This is a genomic window from Streptomyces sp. NPDC043427, from assembly GCF_056436655.1.
In genome coordinates, this window is the sequence record NZ_JBWKCC010000028.1 from 24,065 (window position 1) to 39,895 (window position 15,831).

The 15,831-nt window shown below is 72.1% G+C and carries 13 protein-coding genes; 5 read left to right on the forward strand and 8 right to left on the reverse strand.

The window, feature by feature from the left end; genetic code table 11:
- Positions 1–274: 274 nt before the first annotated feature.
- Positions 275–1,114 carry a (2Fe-2S)-binding protein gene (locus tag AC067M_RS33775; RefSeq protein WP_478700835.1) on the reverse strand — a complete coding sequence of 280 codons (840 nt, stop codon included), beginning with the start codon at positions 1,112–1,114 and terminating at the stop codon, positions 275–277.
- Positions 1,115–1,282: 168 nt separating this feature from the next.
- On the opposite strand from AC067M_RS33775, the gene AC067M_RS33780 reads away from it, so the two are divergent.
- Positions 1,283–2,104, forward strand: a complete 822-nt coding sequence (locus AC067M_RS33780; RefSeq protein ID WP_478700836.1) for a GntR family transcriptional regulator — start codon at positions 1,283–1,285, stop codon at positions 2,102–2,104.
- A 123-nt stretch (positions 2,105–2,227) separates the two neighbouring features.
- Here the strand turns inward: AC067M_RS33780 and AC067M_RS33785 are convergent, their stop codons facing one another.
- From AC067M_RS33785 to AC067M_RS33800, 4 genes are all read right to left on the reverse strand, one after another.
- The gene (locus AC067M_RS33785; RefSeq protein WP_478700837.1) at positions 2,228–3,379 is read right to left on the reverse strand and encodes an XdhC family protein; all 1,152 of its coding nucleotides are present in this window, start codon (positions 3,377–3,379) and stop codon (positions 2,228–2,230) included.
- Positions 3,380–3,731: 352 nt separating this feature from the next.
- Positions 3,732–6,152 carry a xanthine dehydrogenase family protein molybdopterin-binding subunit gene (locus AC067M_RS33790; protein ID WP_478700838.1) on the reverse strand — a complete coding sequence of 807 codons (2,421 nt, stop codon included), beginning with the start codon at positions 6,150–6,152 and terminating at the stop codon, positions 3,732–3,734.
- A 4-nt stretch (positions 6,153–6,156) separates the two neighbouring features.
- Entirely contained in the window at positions 6,157–6,726 is a 570-nt protein-coding gene (locus AC067M_RS33795) for a (2Fe-2S)-binding protein (RefSeq protein ID WP_478700839.1), read from the reverse strand.
- The gene (locus AC067M_RS33800; protein ID WP_478700840.1) at positions 6,726–7,625 is read right to left on the reverse strand and encodes an FAD binding domain-containing protein; all 900 of its coding nucleotides are present in this window, start codon (positions 7,623–7,625) and stop codon (positions 6,726–6,728) included. Before AC067M_RS33800 ends, AC067M_RS33795 begins: the two co-directional genes overlap by 1 nt.
- A gap of 280 nt (positions 7,626–7,905) precedes the next feature.
- Between AC067M_RS33800 and AC067M_RS33805 the strand changes: the two genes are divergently transcribed.
- The 4 genes from AC067M_RS33805 to AC067M_RS33820 all read left to right on the forward strand — a co-directional run bounded on the left by AC067M_RS33805 (position 7,906) and on the right by AC067M_RS33820 (position 13,671).
- The gene (locus AC067M_RS33805; protein ID WP_478700841.1) at positions 7,906–9,597 is read left to right on the forward strand and encodes a PucR family transcriptional regulator; all 1,692 of its coding nucleotides are present in this window, start codon (positions 7,906–7,908) and stop codon (positions 9,595–9,597) included.
- A 126-nt stretch (positions 9,598–9,723) separates the two neighbouring features.
- Positions 9,724–10,497: a hypothetical protein gene (locus AC067M_RS33810; RefSeq protein ID WP_478700842.1), complete on the forward strand. Its 774-nt coding sequence runs from the start codon at positions 9,724–9,726 to the stop codon at positions 10,495–10,497.
- A 121-nt stretch (positions 10,498–10,618) separates the two neighbouring features.
- Entirely contained in the window at positions 10,619–11,542 is a 924-nt protein-coding gene (gene sigJ / locus AC067M_RS33815) for an RNA polymerase sigma factor SigJ (protein WP_478700843.1), read from the forward strand.
- A gap of 14 nt (positions 11,543–11,556) precedes the next feature.
- A complete protein-coding gene (locus tag AC067M_RS33820) occupies positions 11,557–13,671 on the forward strand; it encodes an MMPL family transporter (RefSeq protein WP_478700844.1) in 2,115 nt (704 codons plus the stop codon).
- A 15-nt stretch (positions 13,672–13,686) separates the two neighbouring features.
- Here AC067M_RS33820 and AC067M_RS33825 read toward each other — a convergent pair whose 3' ends face one another.
- Genes AC067M_RS33825 through AC067M_RS33835 form a run of 3 tightly spaced genes read right to left on the reverse strand, consistent with a single transcriptional unit; the run spans position 13,687 to position 15,543 of the window.
- Positions 13,687–14,274, reverse strand: a complete 588-nt coding sequence (locus AC067M_RS33825; RefSeq protein WP_478700845.1) for a class I SAM-dependent methyltransferase — start codon at positions 14,272–14,274, stop codon at positions 13,687–13,689.
- Positions 14,274–14,714 carry an SRPBCC family protein gene (locus AC067M_RS33830; RefSeq protein ID WP_478700846.1) on the reverse strand — a complete coding sequence of 147 codons (441 nt, stop codon included), beginning with the start codon at positions 14,712–14,714 and terminating at the stop codon, positions 14,274–14,276. Before AC067M_RS33830 ends, AC067M_RS33825 begins: the two co-directional genes overlap by 1 nt.
- 49 nt (positions 14,715–14,763) lie before the next feature.
- Positions 14,764–15,543 carry a polysaccharide deacetylase family protein gene (locus tag AC067M_RS33835; protein WP_478700847.1) on the reverse strand — a complete coding sequence of 260 codons (780 nt, stop codon included), beginning with the start codon at positions 15,541–15,543 and terminating at the stop codon, positions 14,764–14,766.
- Positions 15,544–15,831: the final 288 nt, after the last annotated feature.

A 15,831-nucleotide genomic window follows, 5' to 3' on the forward strand; every position in this document is an offset into this window, starting at 1 on the left:
TAACGCCCGCCATAGTGGCCCAATCCCCTCGGCCCTCAGGGGTTTTCGGGGCAAGAGGCCGCCAAGGAAGTGCAAGGGAATGTTCAGGGCGACGTTCTGCTCGAACTGCCGCTTGAGGGGCGGGAGTTGAGTTCGAATAAGACTACCCGTACGGGTGGTTCCACGGAAAGTTCCCGTGGCAGGTGAGAAAGTTGTGAATCGCTGGTGGCTGACGGGGAGTCCCACTCGCGGGTGATCCTACGGGACCGTCCGGGTGATCCTGCGTGAGGGGTCCTCAACTCGTTGCGGCCAGCAGCCTGGTGACCCTGTCGGCGTCGCAGGTGCGGGGGCAGGTGGCGCAGGTGTCCTCGGGGCGCACCGTGTAGAACATGCAGCAGCTGGCCCGGTCCCGGGTGGGCAGCGACTCGCCGTCCGGGCCCGTCAGCTCGCGGAAGGCCGCCGAGCCGACGTACGGCTTGGTCGCGCCCGGCAGCAGCGCCTCCAGCTCGCGCTGGGCCCGCGCCTCCTCGCCGAGGAGGTGGGCGACGTACCAGAGCCCCTCCACGACCTCGTCGGTGGCCATGCCCCACAGTGCCCGGCCGCGCCGCCGCATCCGGGGCCCGAACCCGGCGAGGACCGGCTCCAGGTGCTCGGCCACCGCAGCCCGCACCTCGTCCCGCAGCGCCTCCTCGTCCGGGACCACCCGCGCGCCGGGCAGCGCGGCCGCCGGATCGTCCGGCAGGCAGGCGAACGCGGTGGGTCGTACGGCCAGGCGCGTCTCGCCCGGGGTGCTCCGGTCGTACGAGACATGCGTCACGGGGAAGCGGGGGACCCGGCGGAGCGTGAACCAGGGGACGGTGATCAGCAGACAGGCGGGCCAGGCGTACCGGTGCAGACCGAAACTCGCGATCACGTCGGGGCGGGCCTGCAGGCCGTAATCCCGCAGCACCTGGGCGTCGTCCCAGGCCAGGAACGCCTCCAGAGCGGCCCCGCCCTGCGCGAGCGCGGCGGCACCGACCCAGCCGGGGCCGGCCGGAGCCGCAGCGCGCGGGCTCAGCTCGGTGACCGTGAGTCCGGGATACGCCCTGGTCAGGCGTGCGTACGCGTCCGCGAGGGGCGAGCCGGGCAGAGGCATGCGGGACCACCGGTTCTCGGGTGACTTTCACGATAACGAAAGGCAAGGCTTACCTTACCTGGAGGGTGTGGGATTTGAACTGGCGCTCGATACGCCTAAGGTGCTTGACGGGTGAGTAACAACCGCCCGTAATGACCCCAAGTGCTGACAACCCCGTCAGGAGGACCCGTGAAGCACGGTGCGCAGGGCTCCGCCGGCGCGGGACCGGGCACGGCGGGCATACCGGGCGCGCGCGAGATGGGGGCAGTCCGGGTGCCTGCGCAGGCAACGGCGGCGGACATCGATGTCGGGCGCCGGGACGTGGAGGGCACCGTTCGGGGCGAGCACACGCACAGCGAGCCGCCCCTGCCGCGCCCCCGTCCCCCCGTGGTGCAGCGTTCCTCCGTGCGCGGCCAGATCCTCGACGCGCTGCGTTCCGCGCTGGTCGGGGGAGAGCTCAAGCCGGGCGAGGTGTACTCGGCGCCGGTGCTGGGCGAGCGCTTCGGCGTCTCCGCCACGCCCGTACGTGAGGCGATGCAGCAGCTCGCGCTGGAGGGCGCCGTCGAGGTCGTCCCCAACCGGGGCTTCCGGGTGGTCGAGCGCGGGACGCGGGAGCTGGCGGAACTGGCGGAGGTGCGGGCACTGATCGAGGTGCCGGTGATGCTGCGGCTGGCGCGGACGGTGCCGGCCGAGCGCTGGGCCGAACTGCGCCCCCTGGCCGAGGCGACCGTCCGCGCGGCGTCCATCGGGTGCCGGGCCACCTACGCGGAGTCCGACCGGGCCTTCCACCGCGCGGTGCTGGACCTCTCGGGCAACGAGCAGTTGGTGCGGATCGCGGAGGACCTGCACCGCCGGGCCCAGTGGCCCCTGGCGGGCGGGCCGGTCGCACGAGGGCGCGCGGACCTGGTGGCGGACGCGGCCGAACACCTGGCGTTGCTGGAGGCGCTGGGCGCGGGGGAGCTGGACGTGGTGCGGGCGCTGGTGGGGGAGCACTTCACCGGGGCGCGCTGAGCGGATCACCGGCGACCGCGCGCGGGTGTCCGGCCGATCGGGCCAGGGCGGGCGATCGGCTGCGCCGGGAGGCTGGGGCGGGCGGTTTCCGGGCGTATCGCGGGGCCGGCCCCGGCTCGCCGCTCAGGCCACCGACCCGATCCGCCCCACGGGGCCCGGCTCCGTGTCGTGGTGGATCGGGGTGTGCGCGCCGGTCAGTGAAACCCCGCTGCCGCCACGGCGGTTGGCGACGATCTCCGCGGCGATCGACAGGGCCGTCTCCTCCGGGGTGCGGGCACCGAGGTCGAGGCCGATGGGGGAGCGCAGGCGGGCCAACTCCAGCTCGGTGACCCCTACTTCGCGCAGCCTCGCGTTGCGGTCGAGGTGCGTGCGCCGGGAGCCCATCGCGCCGACGTACGCCACTGGCAGCCGCAGCGCCAGCTTCAGCAGGGGTACGTCGAACTTGGCGTCGTGGGTGAGGACGCACAGGACCGTGCGGGCGTCCACCCGCGTGCGCTCCAGGTAGCGGTGCGGCCACTCCACGACGACCTCGTCGGCCTCAGGGAAGCGGGCCTTCGTCGCGAACACCGGGCGCGCGTCGCACACCGTCACGCGATAGTCGAGGAACTTGCCGACGCGGACCAGCGCCGACGCGAAGTCGATCGCGCCGAAGACGATCATCCGGGGCGGGGGCACGGAGGACTCGACCAGCACCGTGAGCGGGGCTCCGCAGCGCGAGCCCTGCTCGCCGATCTCCAGGGTGCCGGTGCGGCCGGCGTCCAGGAAGGCGCCGGCCTCGGCGGCGACCGTGCGGTCCAGTTCGGGATGGGCGCCGAAGCCGCCGTCGTAGGAGCCGTCGCAACGGAGCAGCAACGCCCGCCCGATGAGGTCCGCCGGGCCCGTCACGATCCGCGCCACCGCCGCCGTCCCCCCTTGTGCGGCGGCGGCCAGCGCGGCGGCGACCACCGGGCGGACCGGGTCGCACACCCGCACCGGGGTGACCAGGATGTCGATGACGCCGCCGCAGGTCAGACCGACGGCGAAGGCGTCGTCGTCGCTGTAGCCGAACCGCTCGACGACCGACTCCCCGTCCTGAAGAGCCTGTTGGCACAGGTCGTAGACCGCGCCCTCCACGCACCCGCCGGATACCGAGCCGATCGCCGTGCCGTCGGCGTCCACCGCGAGGGCGGCGCCGGGCCTGCGGGGCGCGCTGCCGCCGACGGCCACCACGGTGGCGACGGCGAAGTCACGGCCCCGCTCGACCCACCGGTGCAGTTCTTCGGCGATGTCCAGCATCTCTCGGTCTCCTTGACGACGGTTGCGCGGAAGGCGGTTCGGCGGGTGGCTGGTGCTCGCCCAGCCGGCCCTCAATGGGACTGAGGGCGAAATGGACCAGGAAGATGCCTGTGCCGGCCCATGAACGCCCCGATCTCCCGTGCCCGGCCCTGGGCGACCATGGAACCCCGCCGATGCGAACAGCGGTCGAGCCGAGGCCGGTCGGCGTGGACGCGGGGATCAGTTCCCGCGTGGATTGAGCTGTTGCCCGGCGCCGGGGTGCCGTCGCGCCCACCCCTGCCGCCCTGCGGCACCACTGCCCGCGACGGCAGCGGCGTCATGAGGCGGCCGCGACGGCAACGGAGTCCAGCTGCTACGCGGTGCCCGTCAGGTGTTCCGGGCGGACCGGGGTTCTGGTCAGCTCCAGGCCTGTCGCGTTGCGGATGGCCGCCAGGACTGCCGGAGTCGACGACAGGGTGGGCGCCTCGCCGACGCCGCGGAGGCCGTAGGGGGCGTGGGTGTCGGCGAGTTCGAGGACGTCGACGGGGATGGTGGGGGTGTCGAGGATGGTGGGGATGAGGTAGTCCGTGAAGGAGGGGTTCTTCACCTTCGCGGTCTTCGGGTCGACGACGATCTCCTCCATGACCGCCACGCCCAGGCCCTGCGTCGTACCGCCCTGGATCTGGCCGAGCACGGACAGCGGGTTGAGTGCCTTGCCGACGTCCTGGGCGCAGGCCAGCTCGATGACCTTGACCAGGCCCAGCTCGGTGTCCACCTCGACGACGGCCCGGTGCGCGGCGAAGGAGTACTGGACGTGGCCGTTGCCCTGGCCGGTGCGCAGGTCGAAGGGCTCGGTCGGGCGGTGCCGCCACTCCTCCTCGACCTCCACGGCCTCGTCACCGAGGACGTCCACCAGGGCGGCGAGCACCTCCCCGCCGTCGGTGACGACCTTGCCACCCTCCAGGAGGAGTTCGGCCGTCGCCCAGGCCGGGTGGTACGAGCCGAACCGGCGGCGGCCGATCTCCAGCACCTTCTCCCGCACCAGCTCGCAGGCGTTCTTCACGGCGCCGCCGGTGACGTACGTCTGCCGGGAGGCCGAGGTCGAACCCGCCGATCCCACCTGTGTGTTGGCCGGACGGATCGTCACCTGGGCGACGCCCAGCTCCGTCCGGGCGATCTGCGCGTGGACAGTGACACCGCCCTGGCCGACCTCCGCCATGGCCGTGTGCACGGTGGCGGCCGGCTCACCGGCGACGACCTCCAGGCGCACCCGCGCGGTGGAGTAGTCGTCGAAGCCCTCGGAGAAGCCGACGTTCTTGATGCCGACCGCGTAGCCCACCCCGCGTACGACGCCCTCGCCGTGCGTGGTGTTGGACAGACCGCCGGGCAGCTGTCGTACGTCCGCACCCTCGCTGCTCTCCCACTGGCGCTCCGGCGGCATCGGCATCGCCTTGACCCGGCGCAGGAGTTCGGCGACCGGCGCGGGGGAGTCGACCGGCTGCCCGGTCGGCATGAGGGTGCCCTGTTCCATGGCGTTGAGCTGCCGGAACTCCACCGGGTCCATGCCGAGTCGCTTCGCCACCTTGTCCATCTGCGCCTCGTACGCGAAGCACGCCTGGACCGCGCCGAAGCCGCGCATCGCGCCGCAGGGCGGGTTGTTGGTGTAGAGGGCGACGGCCTCGATGTCGACGTCGTCGACGACGTACGGGCCGACACCGAGCGAGGAGGCGTTGCCGACCACGGCCGGGCTGGCGGAGGCATACGCGCCGCCGTCCAGGACGATGCGGCACTTCACGTGGGTCAGCTTGCCGTCACGCGTGGCGCCGTGCTCGTAGGAGAGCTTCGCGGGGTGGCGGTGGACGTGGCCGAAGAAGGACTCGAAGCGGTTGTAGACGATCTTCACGGGCTTGCCGGTGCGCAGGGCGAGCAGGCAGGCGTGGATCTGCATGGACAGGTCCTCGCGGCCGCCGAAAGCGCCGCCGACGCCGGACAGCGTCATGCGCACCTTCTCCGGCGGGAGGCCGAGCACGGGGGCGATCTGCCGCAGGTCACTGTGCAGCCACTGGGTGGCGATGTAGAGGTGGACACCGCCGTCCTCCTCGGGCACGGCGAGGCCGGACTCGGGGCCGAGGAAGGCCTGGTCCTGCATGCCGAAGGTGTACTCGCCCTCGACGATCACGTCCGCGCGTTCCCGGGCCGCGGCGATGTCGCCGCGCACGATCGGCTGGCGGTGGAGGATGTTCGGGTGCGGGACGTGGCCGATGTGGTGGTCGGTGCGGTTCTCGTGGACGAGGACCGCGTCCGGGGCGGTCGCGGAGGCCTCGTCGGTGATGACGGGCAGCTCGCGGTACTCCACCTTGATCTTGGCGGCGGCTCGGCGCGCGGTCTCCGGGTGGTCGGCGGCGACGACGGCCACCGGCTCGCCGTGGTGGCGGACCTTGCCGTGGGCGAGGACCGGCGTGTCCTGGATCTCCAGGCCGTAGTTCTTCACCTCGGTCGGCAGGTCGTCGTAGGTCAGGACGGCGTACACGCCGGGCGTGGCGAGGGCCTCGCCGGTGTCGATGGAGACGATCTCGGCGTGGGCGACCGTGGAGCGCAGGATCTGGCCCCAGAGCATGTCCTCGTGCCACATGTCGGAGGAGTACGCGAACTCGCCGGTGACCTTGAGGGTGCCGTCCGGGCGGAGCGTGGACTCGCCGATGCCGCCCTTCGTCCGGGAACCTTGGGTGATCTTGGTGGGAGCGCCGGTGGGGGCGCCTCCCGCTCGAGCGAAGCCGAGAGTGGGGGAGGGCATCGGGTCAGACCGCCTCTCCCTGTCGCGCGGCCGCCAGGCGGACCGCGTCCATGATCTTCTCGTAGCCGGTGCAGCGGCACAGGTTCCCCGAGAGGGCCTCGCGGATGTCCGCGTCGGTCGGGTTCGGGTTGTGCTCCAGCATCTCGTCGGCGGCGACGAGCAGACCCGGGGTGCAGAAGCCGCACTGGACGGCGCCGGCGTCGATGAACGCCTGCTGGACGGGGGAGAGGTCGGTGCCTGCGCCGGTCTGGGAGTCGGCGGGCCCGGCTTCCCACCGCTGGGCCTCGTCGAGCGAGGTGCCGGTGGAGTCGCCGCAGGACCGCTGCTTGGCGTACTCGGCGAGCCCCTCGACCGTGACGACCTCGCGGCCCTCGACCTGACCGGCGGCCACCAGGCAGGAACACACCGGCACGCCGTCGAGCCGAACCGTGCACGACCCGCATTCGCCCTGTTCACAGGCGTTCTTCGAACCCGGCAGCCCGAGCCGCTCCCGCAGCACGTACAGCAGCGACTCGCCCTCCCACACGTCGTCGGCTTCCTGGGGGCGTCCGTTGACAGTGAAGTTGACGCGCATTACGCAGCGCCCCCCTTCGGGTAGGTGGCACGGCCGGAGCCGCGGTACGACTCCCAGGTCCAGGTCAGTGTGCGGCGGGCCATGACGCCGACCGCGTGGCGGCGGTAGCTCGCGGTGCCCCGGACGTCGTCGATCGGGTTGCAGGCGGCGGAGCACAGGTCCGCGAACTGCTTGGCGACCGACGGGGTGATGATCCTCGCGTTGTCCCAGAAGCCGCCCTCGTCGAGCGCGGCGTTCAGGAAGTCCTCGGCGGCCTTCGCCCGCACGGGGGTGGGGGCGGCCGAGCCGATGCCGGTACGGACCGAGCGGGTCTCGGGGTGCAGGGCGAGACCGAAGGCGCACACGGCGATGACCATGGCGTTGCGGGTACCCACCTTGGAGAACTGTTGCGGGCCGTCGGCCTTCTTGATGTGGACGGCGCGGATCAGCTCGTCGGGCGCCAGCGCGTTGCGCTTCACGCCGGTGTAGAACGCGTCGATCGGGATGCGCCGTGAGCCCCGTACGGACTCCGCCTCGACCTCGGCGCCCGCGGCGAGGAGGGCGGGGTGGGCGTCGCCGGCCGGGGAGGCGGTGCCGAGGTTGCCGCCGACGCCACCGCGGTTGCGGATCTGCGGGGAGGCCACGGTGTGCGAGGCGATGGCCAGGCCCGGCAGTTCGGTGCGCAGGTTCTCCATGATCCGCGTGTAGGGAACGGAGGCTCCGAGCCGCACGCTGTCCTCGCCGACCTCCCACTCGTAGAGGTCATCGACGCGGTTCAGGTCGAGGAGGTACTCGGGCCGCCGGTGGTCGAAGTTGATCTCGACCATCACGTCGGTGCCACCCGCGATCGGCACAGCGGTGGGGTGCGCTGCCTTGGCGGCGAGCGCCTCCTCCCAGCTGGCGGGGCGAAGGAAGTCCATGACCGGCTCTCTTCTTCGTCGTGTGGGTCGTAGGGATCGAGCCAGATCGGGTGCGGCGGGCCCAGCTCGTTCCTGCACTGTTCACGTGGAGTGAGGCCAGTACACAGCGCGGTGCTCCGACCGGGTCAGTCACGGAAACCATGAAGGAGTTGGCTGGCCAGGGCGGGCATCTTGTAGATTCGTATGAACGGAGGTCATCGGTAACCCCACTGTTTTCCCGCGGAAACAGCACCCTCACGCTTCATCGTAGATTTCGAGACACAGAACGGCGGCGAAGAGAATGCGGCTGCGCGCACTGCTGGACACCGATGCGCTGGGCCTGCGGCTGCTCGGTGGCGAGGACGAGCTGGATCGCACCGTGCGGGGTGTGATGACCACCGACCTCAGGGACCCCAGCCGCTACCTCTCGGGCGGGGAACTGGTCCTGACCGGTCTGGCCTGGCGCCGGGACGACGCGGACTCCGAGTCCTTCGTACGGCTCCTGGTGCAGGCCGGAGTCGCCGCGCTGGCCGCCGGCGAGGCGGAGCTCGGGGACGTGCCGGACGACCTGGTCGTGGCGTGCGCCCGGCACCGGCTGCCGCTGTTCGCGGTGCACGAGTCGGTGGCGTTCGCGACGATCACCGAGCACGTCGTACGGCAGGTGTCCGGCGAGCGCGCCGGGGACCTCGCGGCCGTCGTCGACCGGCACCGGCGGATGATGACCTCGGGCCCGGCGGGCGGCGGCCCCGACGTCGTCCTGGACCTGCTCGGCTCCGACCTGGACCTGCGGGCCTGGGTCCTCTCGCCCGCCGGCCGCCTCATCGCAGGGCCCAAGGGGGCGGGGCCCGGCCTGCCCGCCGACGTGTGCGCCCGGCTCGCCGCCGAGCACCTGTCCGCCGCCCGCACGGGCCGACGCGCACCGCACCGGCTGACGCTGGGCCCGACGACGTACAGCCTCTTCCCGATCCGCAGCAGCGGCCGCTCCCCGCAGGCCGCCCGGGAGGTGCGCGAGACGGTGCTGTCGGACTGGCTGCTGGCCGTCGAGGCGGACGCCGGTGACTGGCCCGAGGAGCGTCTGGATCTCCTCCAGGGCGTCACCCAGCTGATCGCGGTCGAACGGGACCGAAGGGACGCGGCACGCACGGTCCGGCGGCGGCTCGCCCAGGAGGTCCTGGAGCTGGTGCAGACGGGCGCCGCGCCCGCCGAGATCGCCGCGCGCCTGCGGGTCGCCGCTCCCGTCCTGCTGCCCGGCCTCGGATCCGCCCCGCACTGGCAGGTGGTCGTGGCCCGCGTGGAGTGGAACGCCGGGGACGGTGGGGACGGCGGGGGGATCGCGGGCGGACCGGTCGCCCAGTCCCTCCTGGAGGAGATCCTCGTCGACCCGCTCGCCACCGGCCCCGAGCCCTCCGACCGCATCGCCGTGGCCCACACCGGCGACGAGGCGATCGCTCTCGTCCCGCTGCCCGCCGTGTCCACCGAGCACGACGGCTCCGAGACGGGCATCCTCGCCGACGCGCTCCTGGAGGCCGTACGCGACCCGCTGGCGGCCGGGCTGGACGACGACGGCCGGCTCACCCTCGGCGTCAGCGCGGCCGTGCACTCCGCGGAGGGGCTGCGCGGGGCGCTGGAGGAGGCACGGCACGCGCGGCGGGTCGCCGCGGCGCGCTCCGGCCGGGTGTGCGCGGCGGGCCACCAGGAACTGGCGTCGCACGTGCTGCTGCTCCCGTTCGTCCCGGACGACGTCCGCCGCGCCTTCACGGCCCGGCTCCTGGATCCGCTGCGCGAGTACGACCGCCGCCACCGCGCCGAACTGATCCCCACCCTGGAGGCGTTCCTCGACTGCGACGGCTCCTGGACGCGCTGCGCGTCCCGTCTCCACCTGCACGTCAACACGCTGCGCTACCGGGTGGGACGGATCGAGCAGTTGACGAGTCGGGACCTGTCGCGGCTGGAGGACAAGCTGGATTTCTTCCTGGCACTGCGCATGAGTTGAAACCTTTGGCGCCGGTGAGTCCCACGACTTTGTGAAATCCTTCACCCACCCTCTTGGCCGGGCTGGTCGATCCGTGTTGAGATGCCGCCACCACTCAAAGCTCGATGGCGTGCTCGGGAGGGCAATGTGGCGCATCCTGCCGTGTCTGGTATCGGAACGACCGCAGGTGACGATCCCCTCCAGACCGCGGTATGGCGGTTGCGCTCGCGGGCCTGCTGGGCCGACGCGGCGGCTCTGCTCCAACCGGTCACCGCGGCGGCCGCGGTGCAGCGGACCGCGCTGCTCGTCGAACGGTGCCTGTACACCGAGCAGGGCTGGGAGGAGGCCGAGGACGCGCTGCGTACGGCGGAGGCGCTGGCCCACACCGACGAGGAACGGGGCGCCGCGGCCTGTGAGCGCGGCCAACTCGCCTACGCCGCCACGCTGCACGGGGTGCGCGACCGGGCGGACGAGGCACGGGCCGCGCTGGGTCGGGCGGCCGCGCTGATCGCTCCCGGGGCGGCCGGACGGGCGCTCCTCGACTTCCGGCGGGGCCTGCTCGCCGAGAACCTGGCCGACTCCCCGCAGGCGGCCCGCGCCGCCTACCGCCGCGCCCACACGGGCGCCGCCGCGCACTCCGACGCCCTGCTCCTCTCCTTCACCTGGCGTCACCTCGCCGGACTCGCCCTGCGCGACGGCGAGTTGACGGAGGCCCGGCACGGCTTCGCCGAATCCCTCCGTATCCGCGAGGAGTTGGGCTACCTGGTCGGCACGGCCCCCGCTCTGGCGTCCCTGGCGGACGCGGAGGTGGAACCCGAGGCCTCACGCCTGCGCGAGGAGGCCCGCCGCCTGTTCCGCCTCCTGGGGGGCGTACCGACCTGGCTGGCCCGCCAGTTGGCTCCACCGGCGGCCACGGCGTGAGGGGCCGCGCGGACTCACGCCCCCTTGGAGAGACGTAGACCACATTTCGGGGTGCGGATGTCACACCTCGGTGCCCGGGGCGCTCTCAGTTCCGAACGCATCGGTGACGAGAGGCCCCGCGATGTCCGACACCCCGCCAGACCCACCGACGAACACCACGACACAGGTGTTCCACGACAACCGTGAGCTGCTGTTCTCCATCGTCTACAACATGCTCGGCACCGTCGCCGACACCGAGGACGTGCTGCAGGAGACCTGGCTGTCGTGGACGACCAGGAACCAGGCACCGAGCGCTGAGCCGATCGACAACCCGCGCGCCTACCTGGTGCGGATCGCGGTCAACCGGGCCCTCGCCCACCAGGCCACGATCAGCCGCCGCCGTGAGACCTACGTCGGCCCGTGGCTGCCCGAACCGCTCGTCGGCCCCCTCACCGACACCCCCGCCCCCGACGACGCCGCCGACGCGGCGGTGCGCGCCGAGTCGGTGTCGATGGCGCTGCTGGTCGTCTTAGAGACCCTCACCCCACTGGAACGCGGGGTGTTCGTCCTGCACGAGGTGTTCGGCTACGCCCACACCGAGATCGCGGAGATCCTCGGCCGCACCCCCTCGGCGATTCGCCAGCTCGCCCATCGCGCCCGCGAGCACGTCCACGCCCGGCGCCCCCGCTACGAGCCCGAGCCGCACGTCCGGCAGCAGGTGACCGAACGGTTCATGGCCGCCGCGCTCGGCGGTGACCTGGACGCCCTCCTGTCGATCCTGGCGCCGGACGTGACCCTGTGGAGCGACGGCGGAGGCAAGGCCCGGGCCGGCCTGCGGCCGATCCACGGCCGGGACAAGGTCGTCCGCCTGTTCGCCGGTCTCGTCCCCCCCTCCGGCAAGGGCCTCGACATCGCCTACCGCAGCGTCAACGGCGCCCCGTCGGCCCTGCTTTTCGCCGGCGGCTCCCCCTTCGCCGTCCTCGTCCTGGACCTCACTCCGGACGGCGACCAGGTGTGCGGCATCTACGCCGTCGCCAATCCCGACAAGCTCTCCCACGTCAACTGACCGGAGAAATCCGCATGGTGCGAAAACTTGCGTCCCTGCCCGGTGGCCGGGTGACGAAATGGCTCGTCCTCGCCCTCTGGGCCGCCCTGCTGGTCCCGGCCCTCCTGCTGGCCGGCAAGCTCGGCGACGTCGAGGAGAACGACAACTCCGCCTGGCTGCCTGGCAACGCGGAGTCGACCCGCGTCGTCGAGCGGGCCGAGAGGTTCCAGCCCGCCGACACCCTGCCCGCGATCGTGGTCTACGACCGGCCCGCAGGCGTCACCGTCGCCGACCTGACCAAGGCCAAGGCCGACGCCGAGGCCTTCAAAGGCGTCGACGGTGTCGTGGGGCAGCCCCAGGGCCCGCTGAGGTCCCAGGACGGCAAGGCCATCCAGACCGTCGTCCAGGTGCACAAGGACAGGACGGGCTGGGAGGGGATCGGCAAGGTCGTCGACGCGATGACCGACGTAGGCGAGGAGAACGCGGACGGTCTCGGGTTCCACGTCACCGGCCCGGCCGGTTACGCGTCCGACTCGATCAAGGCCTTCAGCGGGGGAGGCGGCCTGACGACGATCACCGCGGCGGTGGTGGTCGTGATCCTGCTGCTCACCTACCGCAGCCCGTTGCTGCCGCTGCTCTCCCTGCTGACCGTGGGCGGTGCCCTGGTCACGTCGGAAGCGGTGATCTACCTGCTGGCGAAGAACGCCGGACTCACCGTCAACAAGCAGACCAGCTTCATCCTGACGGTGCTGGTGTTCGGCGCCGCCACCGACTACGCCCTCCTGCTCATCTCGCGCTACCGGGAGGAGTTGCGGCGGCACGAGGACCGGCACGAGGCGATGGCGGAGGCCCTGCACCGCTCCGGTCCCGCGATCATCGCCAGCGCCGCGACCGTCGCGGTCAGCCTGATGCTGCTGACGCTGGCCAGCCTCAACTCCACGAAGGGGCTGGGGCCGGCCTGTGCCGTCGGCGTCCTCGTCGGACTGCTCGCCATGGTCACTCTGATGCCGGCCCTGCTGGTCATCTGCGGCCGCTGGGTCTTCTGGCCGGTGAAGCCGTCGTACGGATCGGCCGAGACGGCCAAGGAGGGCATCTGGGCCCGGGTCGGCACCGCCGTCTCCGGTCGGCCGCGGATCGTGTGGATCGGCACCGCGCTGGTCCTCGGCGCCCTGGCGATCGCGGTGTTCGGGCTCAGGGCCGACGGGCTCGCCAACAAGGACCAGTTCACCAATGAGCCGCAGATGGCCGTCGGCGAGCAGATCCAGTCCCGCCACTTCCCGGCCGGGTCGGGCGACCCCGTCTACGTCGTGGCCGGGGCCGACTCGGCGGAGCAGGTGAGGACCGCGCTGTCCGCCGTCCCGGGAGTCGCCGCCGTCTCCGCGCCGATGGTCAAGGACGGGGAGGCCATGGTGCTCGGGGAGCTCAGGGACGATCCCAGCAGCACGGCCGCGATGCGCACCGTCGAGCGGGCCAGAACCGCGGTCCACGCGGTCGCCGGGGCGGACGCGCAGGTCGGCGGCAACACGGCGATCGTTCTCGACACGCAGGAGGCCGCCGCCCGCGACTCCGAGGTGATCATCCCCATCGTGCTGGTCGTGGTGTTCCTCGTCCTCGCGCTGCTGCTGCGGGCGATCGTCGCACCCCTGCTGCTGATGGCGACGGTGGTGCTGTCGTTCGGGGCGGCCCTCGGCGTGAGCAGTCTGATGTTCAACCACGTCTTCCACTTCGCCGGCGCGGAAGCGTCCTTCCCGCTCCTGACGTTCGTGTTCCTGGTCGCCCTCGGCATCGACTACAACATCTTCCTGGTCACCCGGGTGCGTGAGGAGGCACTGCTGCACGGCACCCGGCGCGGCGCGCTGACAGGCCTGTCCGCCACCGGCGGTGTGATCACCTCGGCGGGTCTGGTGCTGGCCGGCACCTTCGCGGCGATGGCCTCGCTGCCCCTGGTGTTCGCGGCCGAACTGGGGTTCGCGGTGGCGTTCGGCGTCCTGCTGGACACCATGATCGTCCGCTCGGTCCTGGTCACCGCGCTGACCCTGGACGTGGGCCGCTGGATGTGGTGGCCCAGCGCACTGTTCAGGCACCCCGACGCGCCCGAGCCGCCGACGGGCCGGCCCGACACCGAGCGGGGGTTCGCGCGGTTGTCGTGATGAGGGCAACGCCTCCTAGCACACGGCCTGGCCGGGCAGTACGAAGCAGCGCACGCCGCCCGGCTCCAGGTCGTACCAGTGGCCCCGTCCCCAGCCGCCCGTCAGCGCGGCCACGTCCTTCGGGGTCAGGCCGATGTGCCGGCGCTGCTCGGGCAGGCGGTCCGTCAGGGAGGACGTCACCAGCCAGACGCCGTCCGGTGCCAGCAGGCGTCGTACGCGGTCCGCGATCGCCGTCTTGTCGGGCAGGAAGGCGAGGACCAGGCGCATCGTCACGAGGTCGAAGGCCCCTGGTGGGAGGGACTCGACCTCGGCGGGGTCCGTGAAGTCCAGATGGCGGGTGCGCAGTCGGGGTTGGAGGTCGGCGTAGCGGTCGCGGGTCGCGGCGACCGCCGAGCCGGCCCAGTCGACGGCGAGGGTGTGGTAGCCGAGACCCGCCAGGGCGGCGGCGTGCGTGCCCAGGCCGCAACCGACGTCCAGGGCCCGGGCGTCGGGGCCGGGCGGACCCACGGCCTCGGTGAGCAGGCGGAGTTCGTGGTCATCCGTGCCGAGGAAGCCGTGTCCTGCGGCGAAGTGGTCCTCCCAGTGGGCCTGTTCGGCCGGCATCAGGGGCGCCTGAGGAGGGCGTTGGCCGCCCGGCCGAACATCGAGCGCGCGGCCGCCTTGAGGACCGGGTCAGCGAACCCGGGCAGGAAACGGACCCGTAGCTCCTCGCGCCACACCACGCGGGTACGGCCGCCCGGGCCCGGGCGGACCTCGATCTCCGCCCAGCCCAGGACGACCCGGCCCCGCTTCTCCAGCCGGCACAGGCCCGGCTCGCCGTCCGCCGGAGGGCGCCACACCGTGACCTCCATCCGGTCGTCGAAGGAGAGCGGGCCGACGCCGGAGCGGGCCACGAAAACCGTGCCCTCGCGCGTGGGCGGGGGAGTGACCACGGTGACGCGGGTCAGCGGGACCACGTCGCCGTGCCGGGGCCACTCCGTGAGCCTGCGCCAGGCCTCGTCGAGGGGGAGCGGTGCCGTGCGTTCCAGGAGGAAGGTGACCACGTGAGGATCTTAGGCGGCCCCAACGCTCAGGGCCGCCACCGTCAGGGCCTCAGGGCCGGTACACCTTCCCCGGCTCCGCCTTGCCGGGGGCCAGCAGTTGCGGCACGGTCACGAACACGTACCCGCGCTCCTTCAGCGCGTCGATGATCCCGGGCACCGCGGGCACGGTCCCGTCGTAGATGTCGTGCAGCAGGATGATCCCGTCCCGGGACGCCTGTGCGAGGACGCGCTTCTGGATCAGCGTGGAGTCGTTTGTCTTGTAGTCCTTGGCGGTCACGCTCCACAGGACCTCCGAGAGGCCCAGCTCGCGGCAGATGTCGTGCACGGTGTCGTCGGTGCGGCCCTGCGGCGGGCGCATCAGCGTCGGGCGGCGGCCGGTGAGGCGCTCTATCTCCTTGTTGGGGCGTTCCAGCTCCTCGCGTATCTCCGCGGGCTTCAGCCGCGTGAGGATCTTGTGGTCCCAGGTGTGGCTGGCCACCTCGTGGCCCTCGTCCGCCATGCGCTTGACGAGCTCCGGGTACTTCTCGATGTGGCGTTTGCCCAGCAGGAAGAAGGTCGCCGGGACCTGTCTCTCCTTCAGGATGTCCAGCAGCCGGGCGGAGTTCTCGCTCGGTCCGGCGTCGAAGGTCAGCGCGATGCACTTGGCCTGGCGACAGTCGGCGGTCCCGAAACGGGCCTGTGCGGTGGCGGCGCGGGCGGAGCTCGGCGCGGTGGTGTCGTGGCCTGCGCAGCCGGTGAGCGCCAGCGCCAGGCCGACGGCCGCCGAGAACATCCGGGCGGCTCGGAACGGGGTCCCCGTTTTCTTCGTCTTCTTGGTCGGAGAAAGCATGCCGGGACTATACACAGTGAGTATGTATGGGGTGTATAGTGGGGGTTTTGTCCCAAACTGTCGGCAAGCGTTTGAGACAGCTCCCTGCGCGGCACCCGCGAGTCCATGCGCAACCTCGGCATCAACGCCCTGTTCCACGACCCGACCGCCGCCCTCGTCGACGACGGACGTGTGAGCGCCACCGCCGAGGAGGAGTGCTTCAGCAGGTGCCTGGAACACACCGGTGCACGGGCCGAGGAGCGGGACACCGTGACGTACTCCTCCGACCCCGCGCCGGCCCGGCCCGCC

What these genes read in the sequence shown, in the direction of transcription:
- AC067M_RS33775 (WP_478700835.1), bottom strand. Translation starts at nt 1,114, where the DNA reads ATGCCTCTGCCCGGCTCGCCCCTCGCGGACGCGTACGCACGCCTGACC.
- AC067M_RS33785 (WP_478700837.1), bottom strand. Translation starts at nt 3,379, where the DNA reads ATGCTGGACATCGCCGAAGAACTGCACCGGTGGGTCGAGCGGGGCCGT.
- AC067M_RS33790 (WP_478700838.1), bottom strand. Translation starts at nt 6,152, where the DNA reads ATGCCCTCCCCCACTCTCGGCTTCGCTCGAGCGGGAGGCGCCCCCACC.
- AC067M_RS33795 (WP_478700839.1), bottom strand. Translation starts at nt 6,726, where the DNA reads ATGCGCGTCAACTTCACTGTCAACGGACGCCCCCAGGAAGCCGACGAC.
- AC067M_RS33800 (WP_478700840.1), bottom strand. Translation starts at nt 7,625, where the DNA reads ATGGACTTCCTTCGCCCCGCCAGCTGGGAGGAGGCGCTCGCCGCCAAG.
- AC067M_RS33805 (WP_478700841.1), top strand. Translation starts at nt 7,906, where the DNA reads ATGCGGCTGCGCGCACTGCTGGACACCGATGCGCTGGGCCTGCGGCTG.
- sigJ (WP_478700843.1), top strand. Translation starts at nt 10,619, where the DNA reads ATGTCCGACACCCCGCCAGACCCACCGACGAACACCACGACACAGGTG.
- AC067M_RS33820 (WP_478700844.1), top strand. Translation starts at nt 11,557, where the DNA reads ATGGTGCGAAAACTTGCGTCCCTGCCCGGTGGCCGGGTGACGAAATGG.
- AC067M_RS33825 (WP_478700845.1), bottom strand. Translation starts at nt 14,274, where the DNA reads ATGCCGGCCGAACAGGCCCACTGGGAGGACCACTTCGCCGCAGGACAC.
- AC067M_RS33835 (WP_478700847.1), bottom strand. Translation starts at nt 15,543, where the DNA reads ATGCTTTCTCCGACCAAGAAGACGAAGAAAACGGGGACCCCGTTCCGA.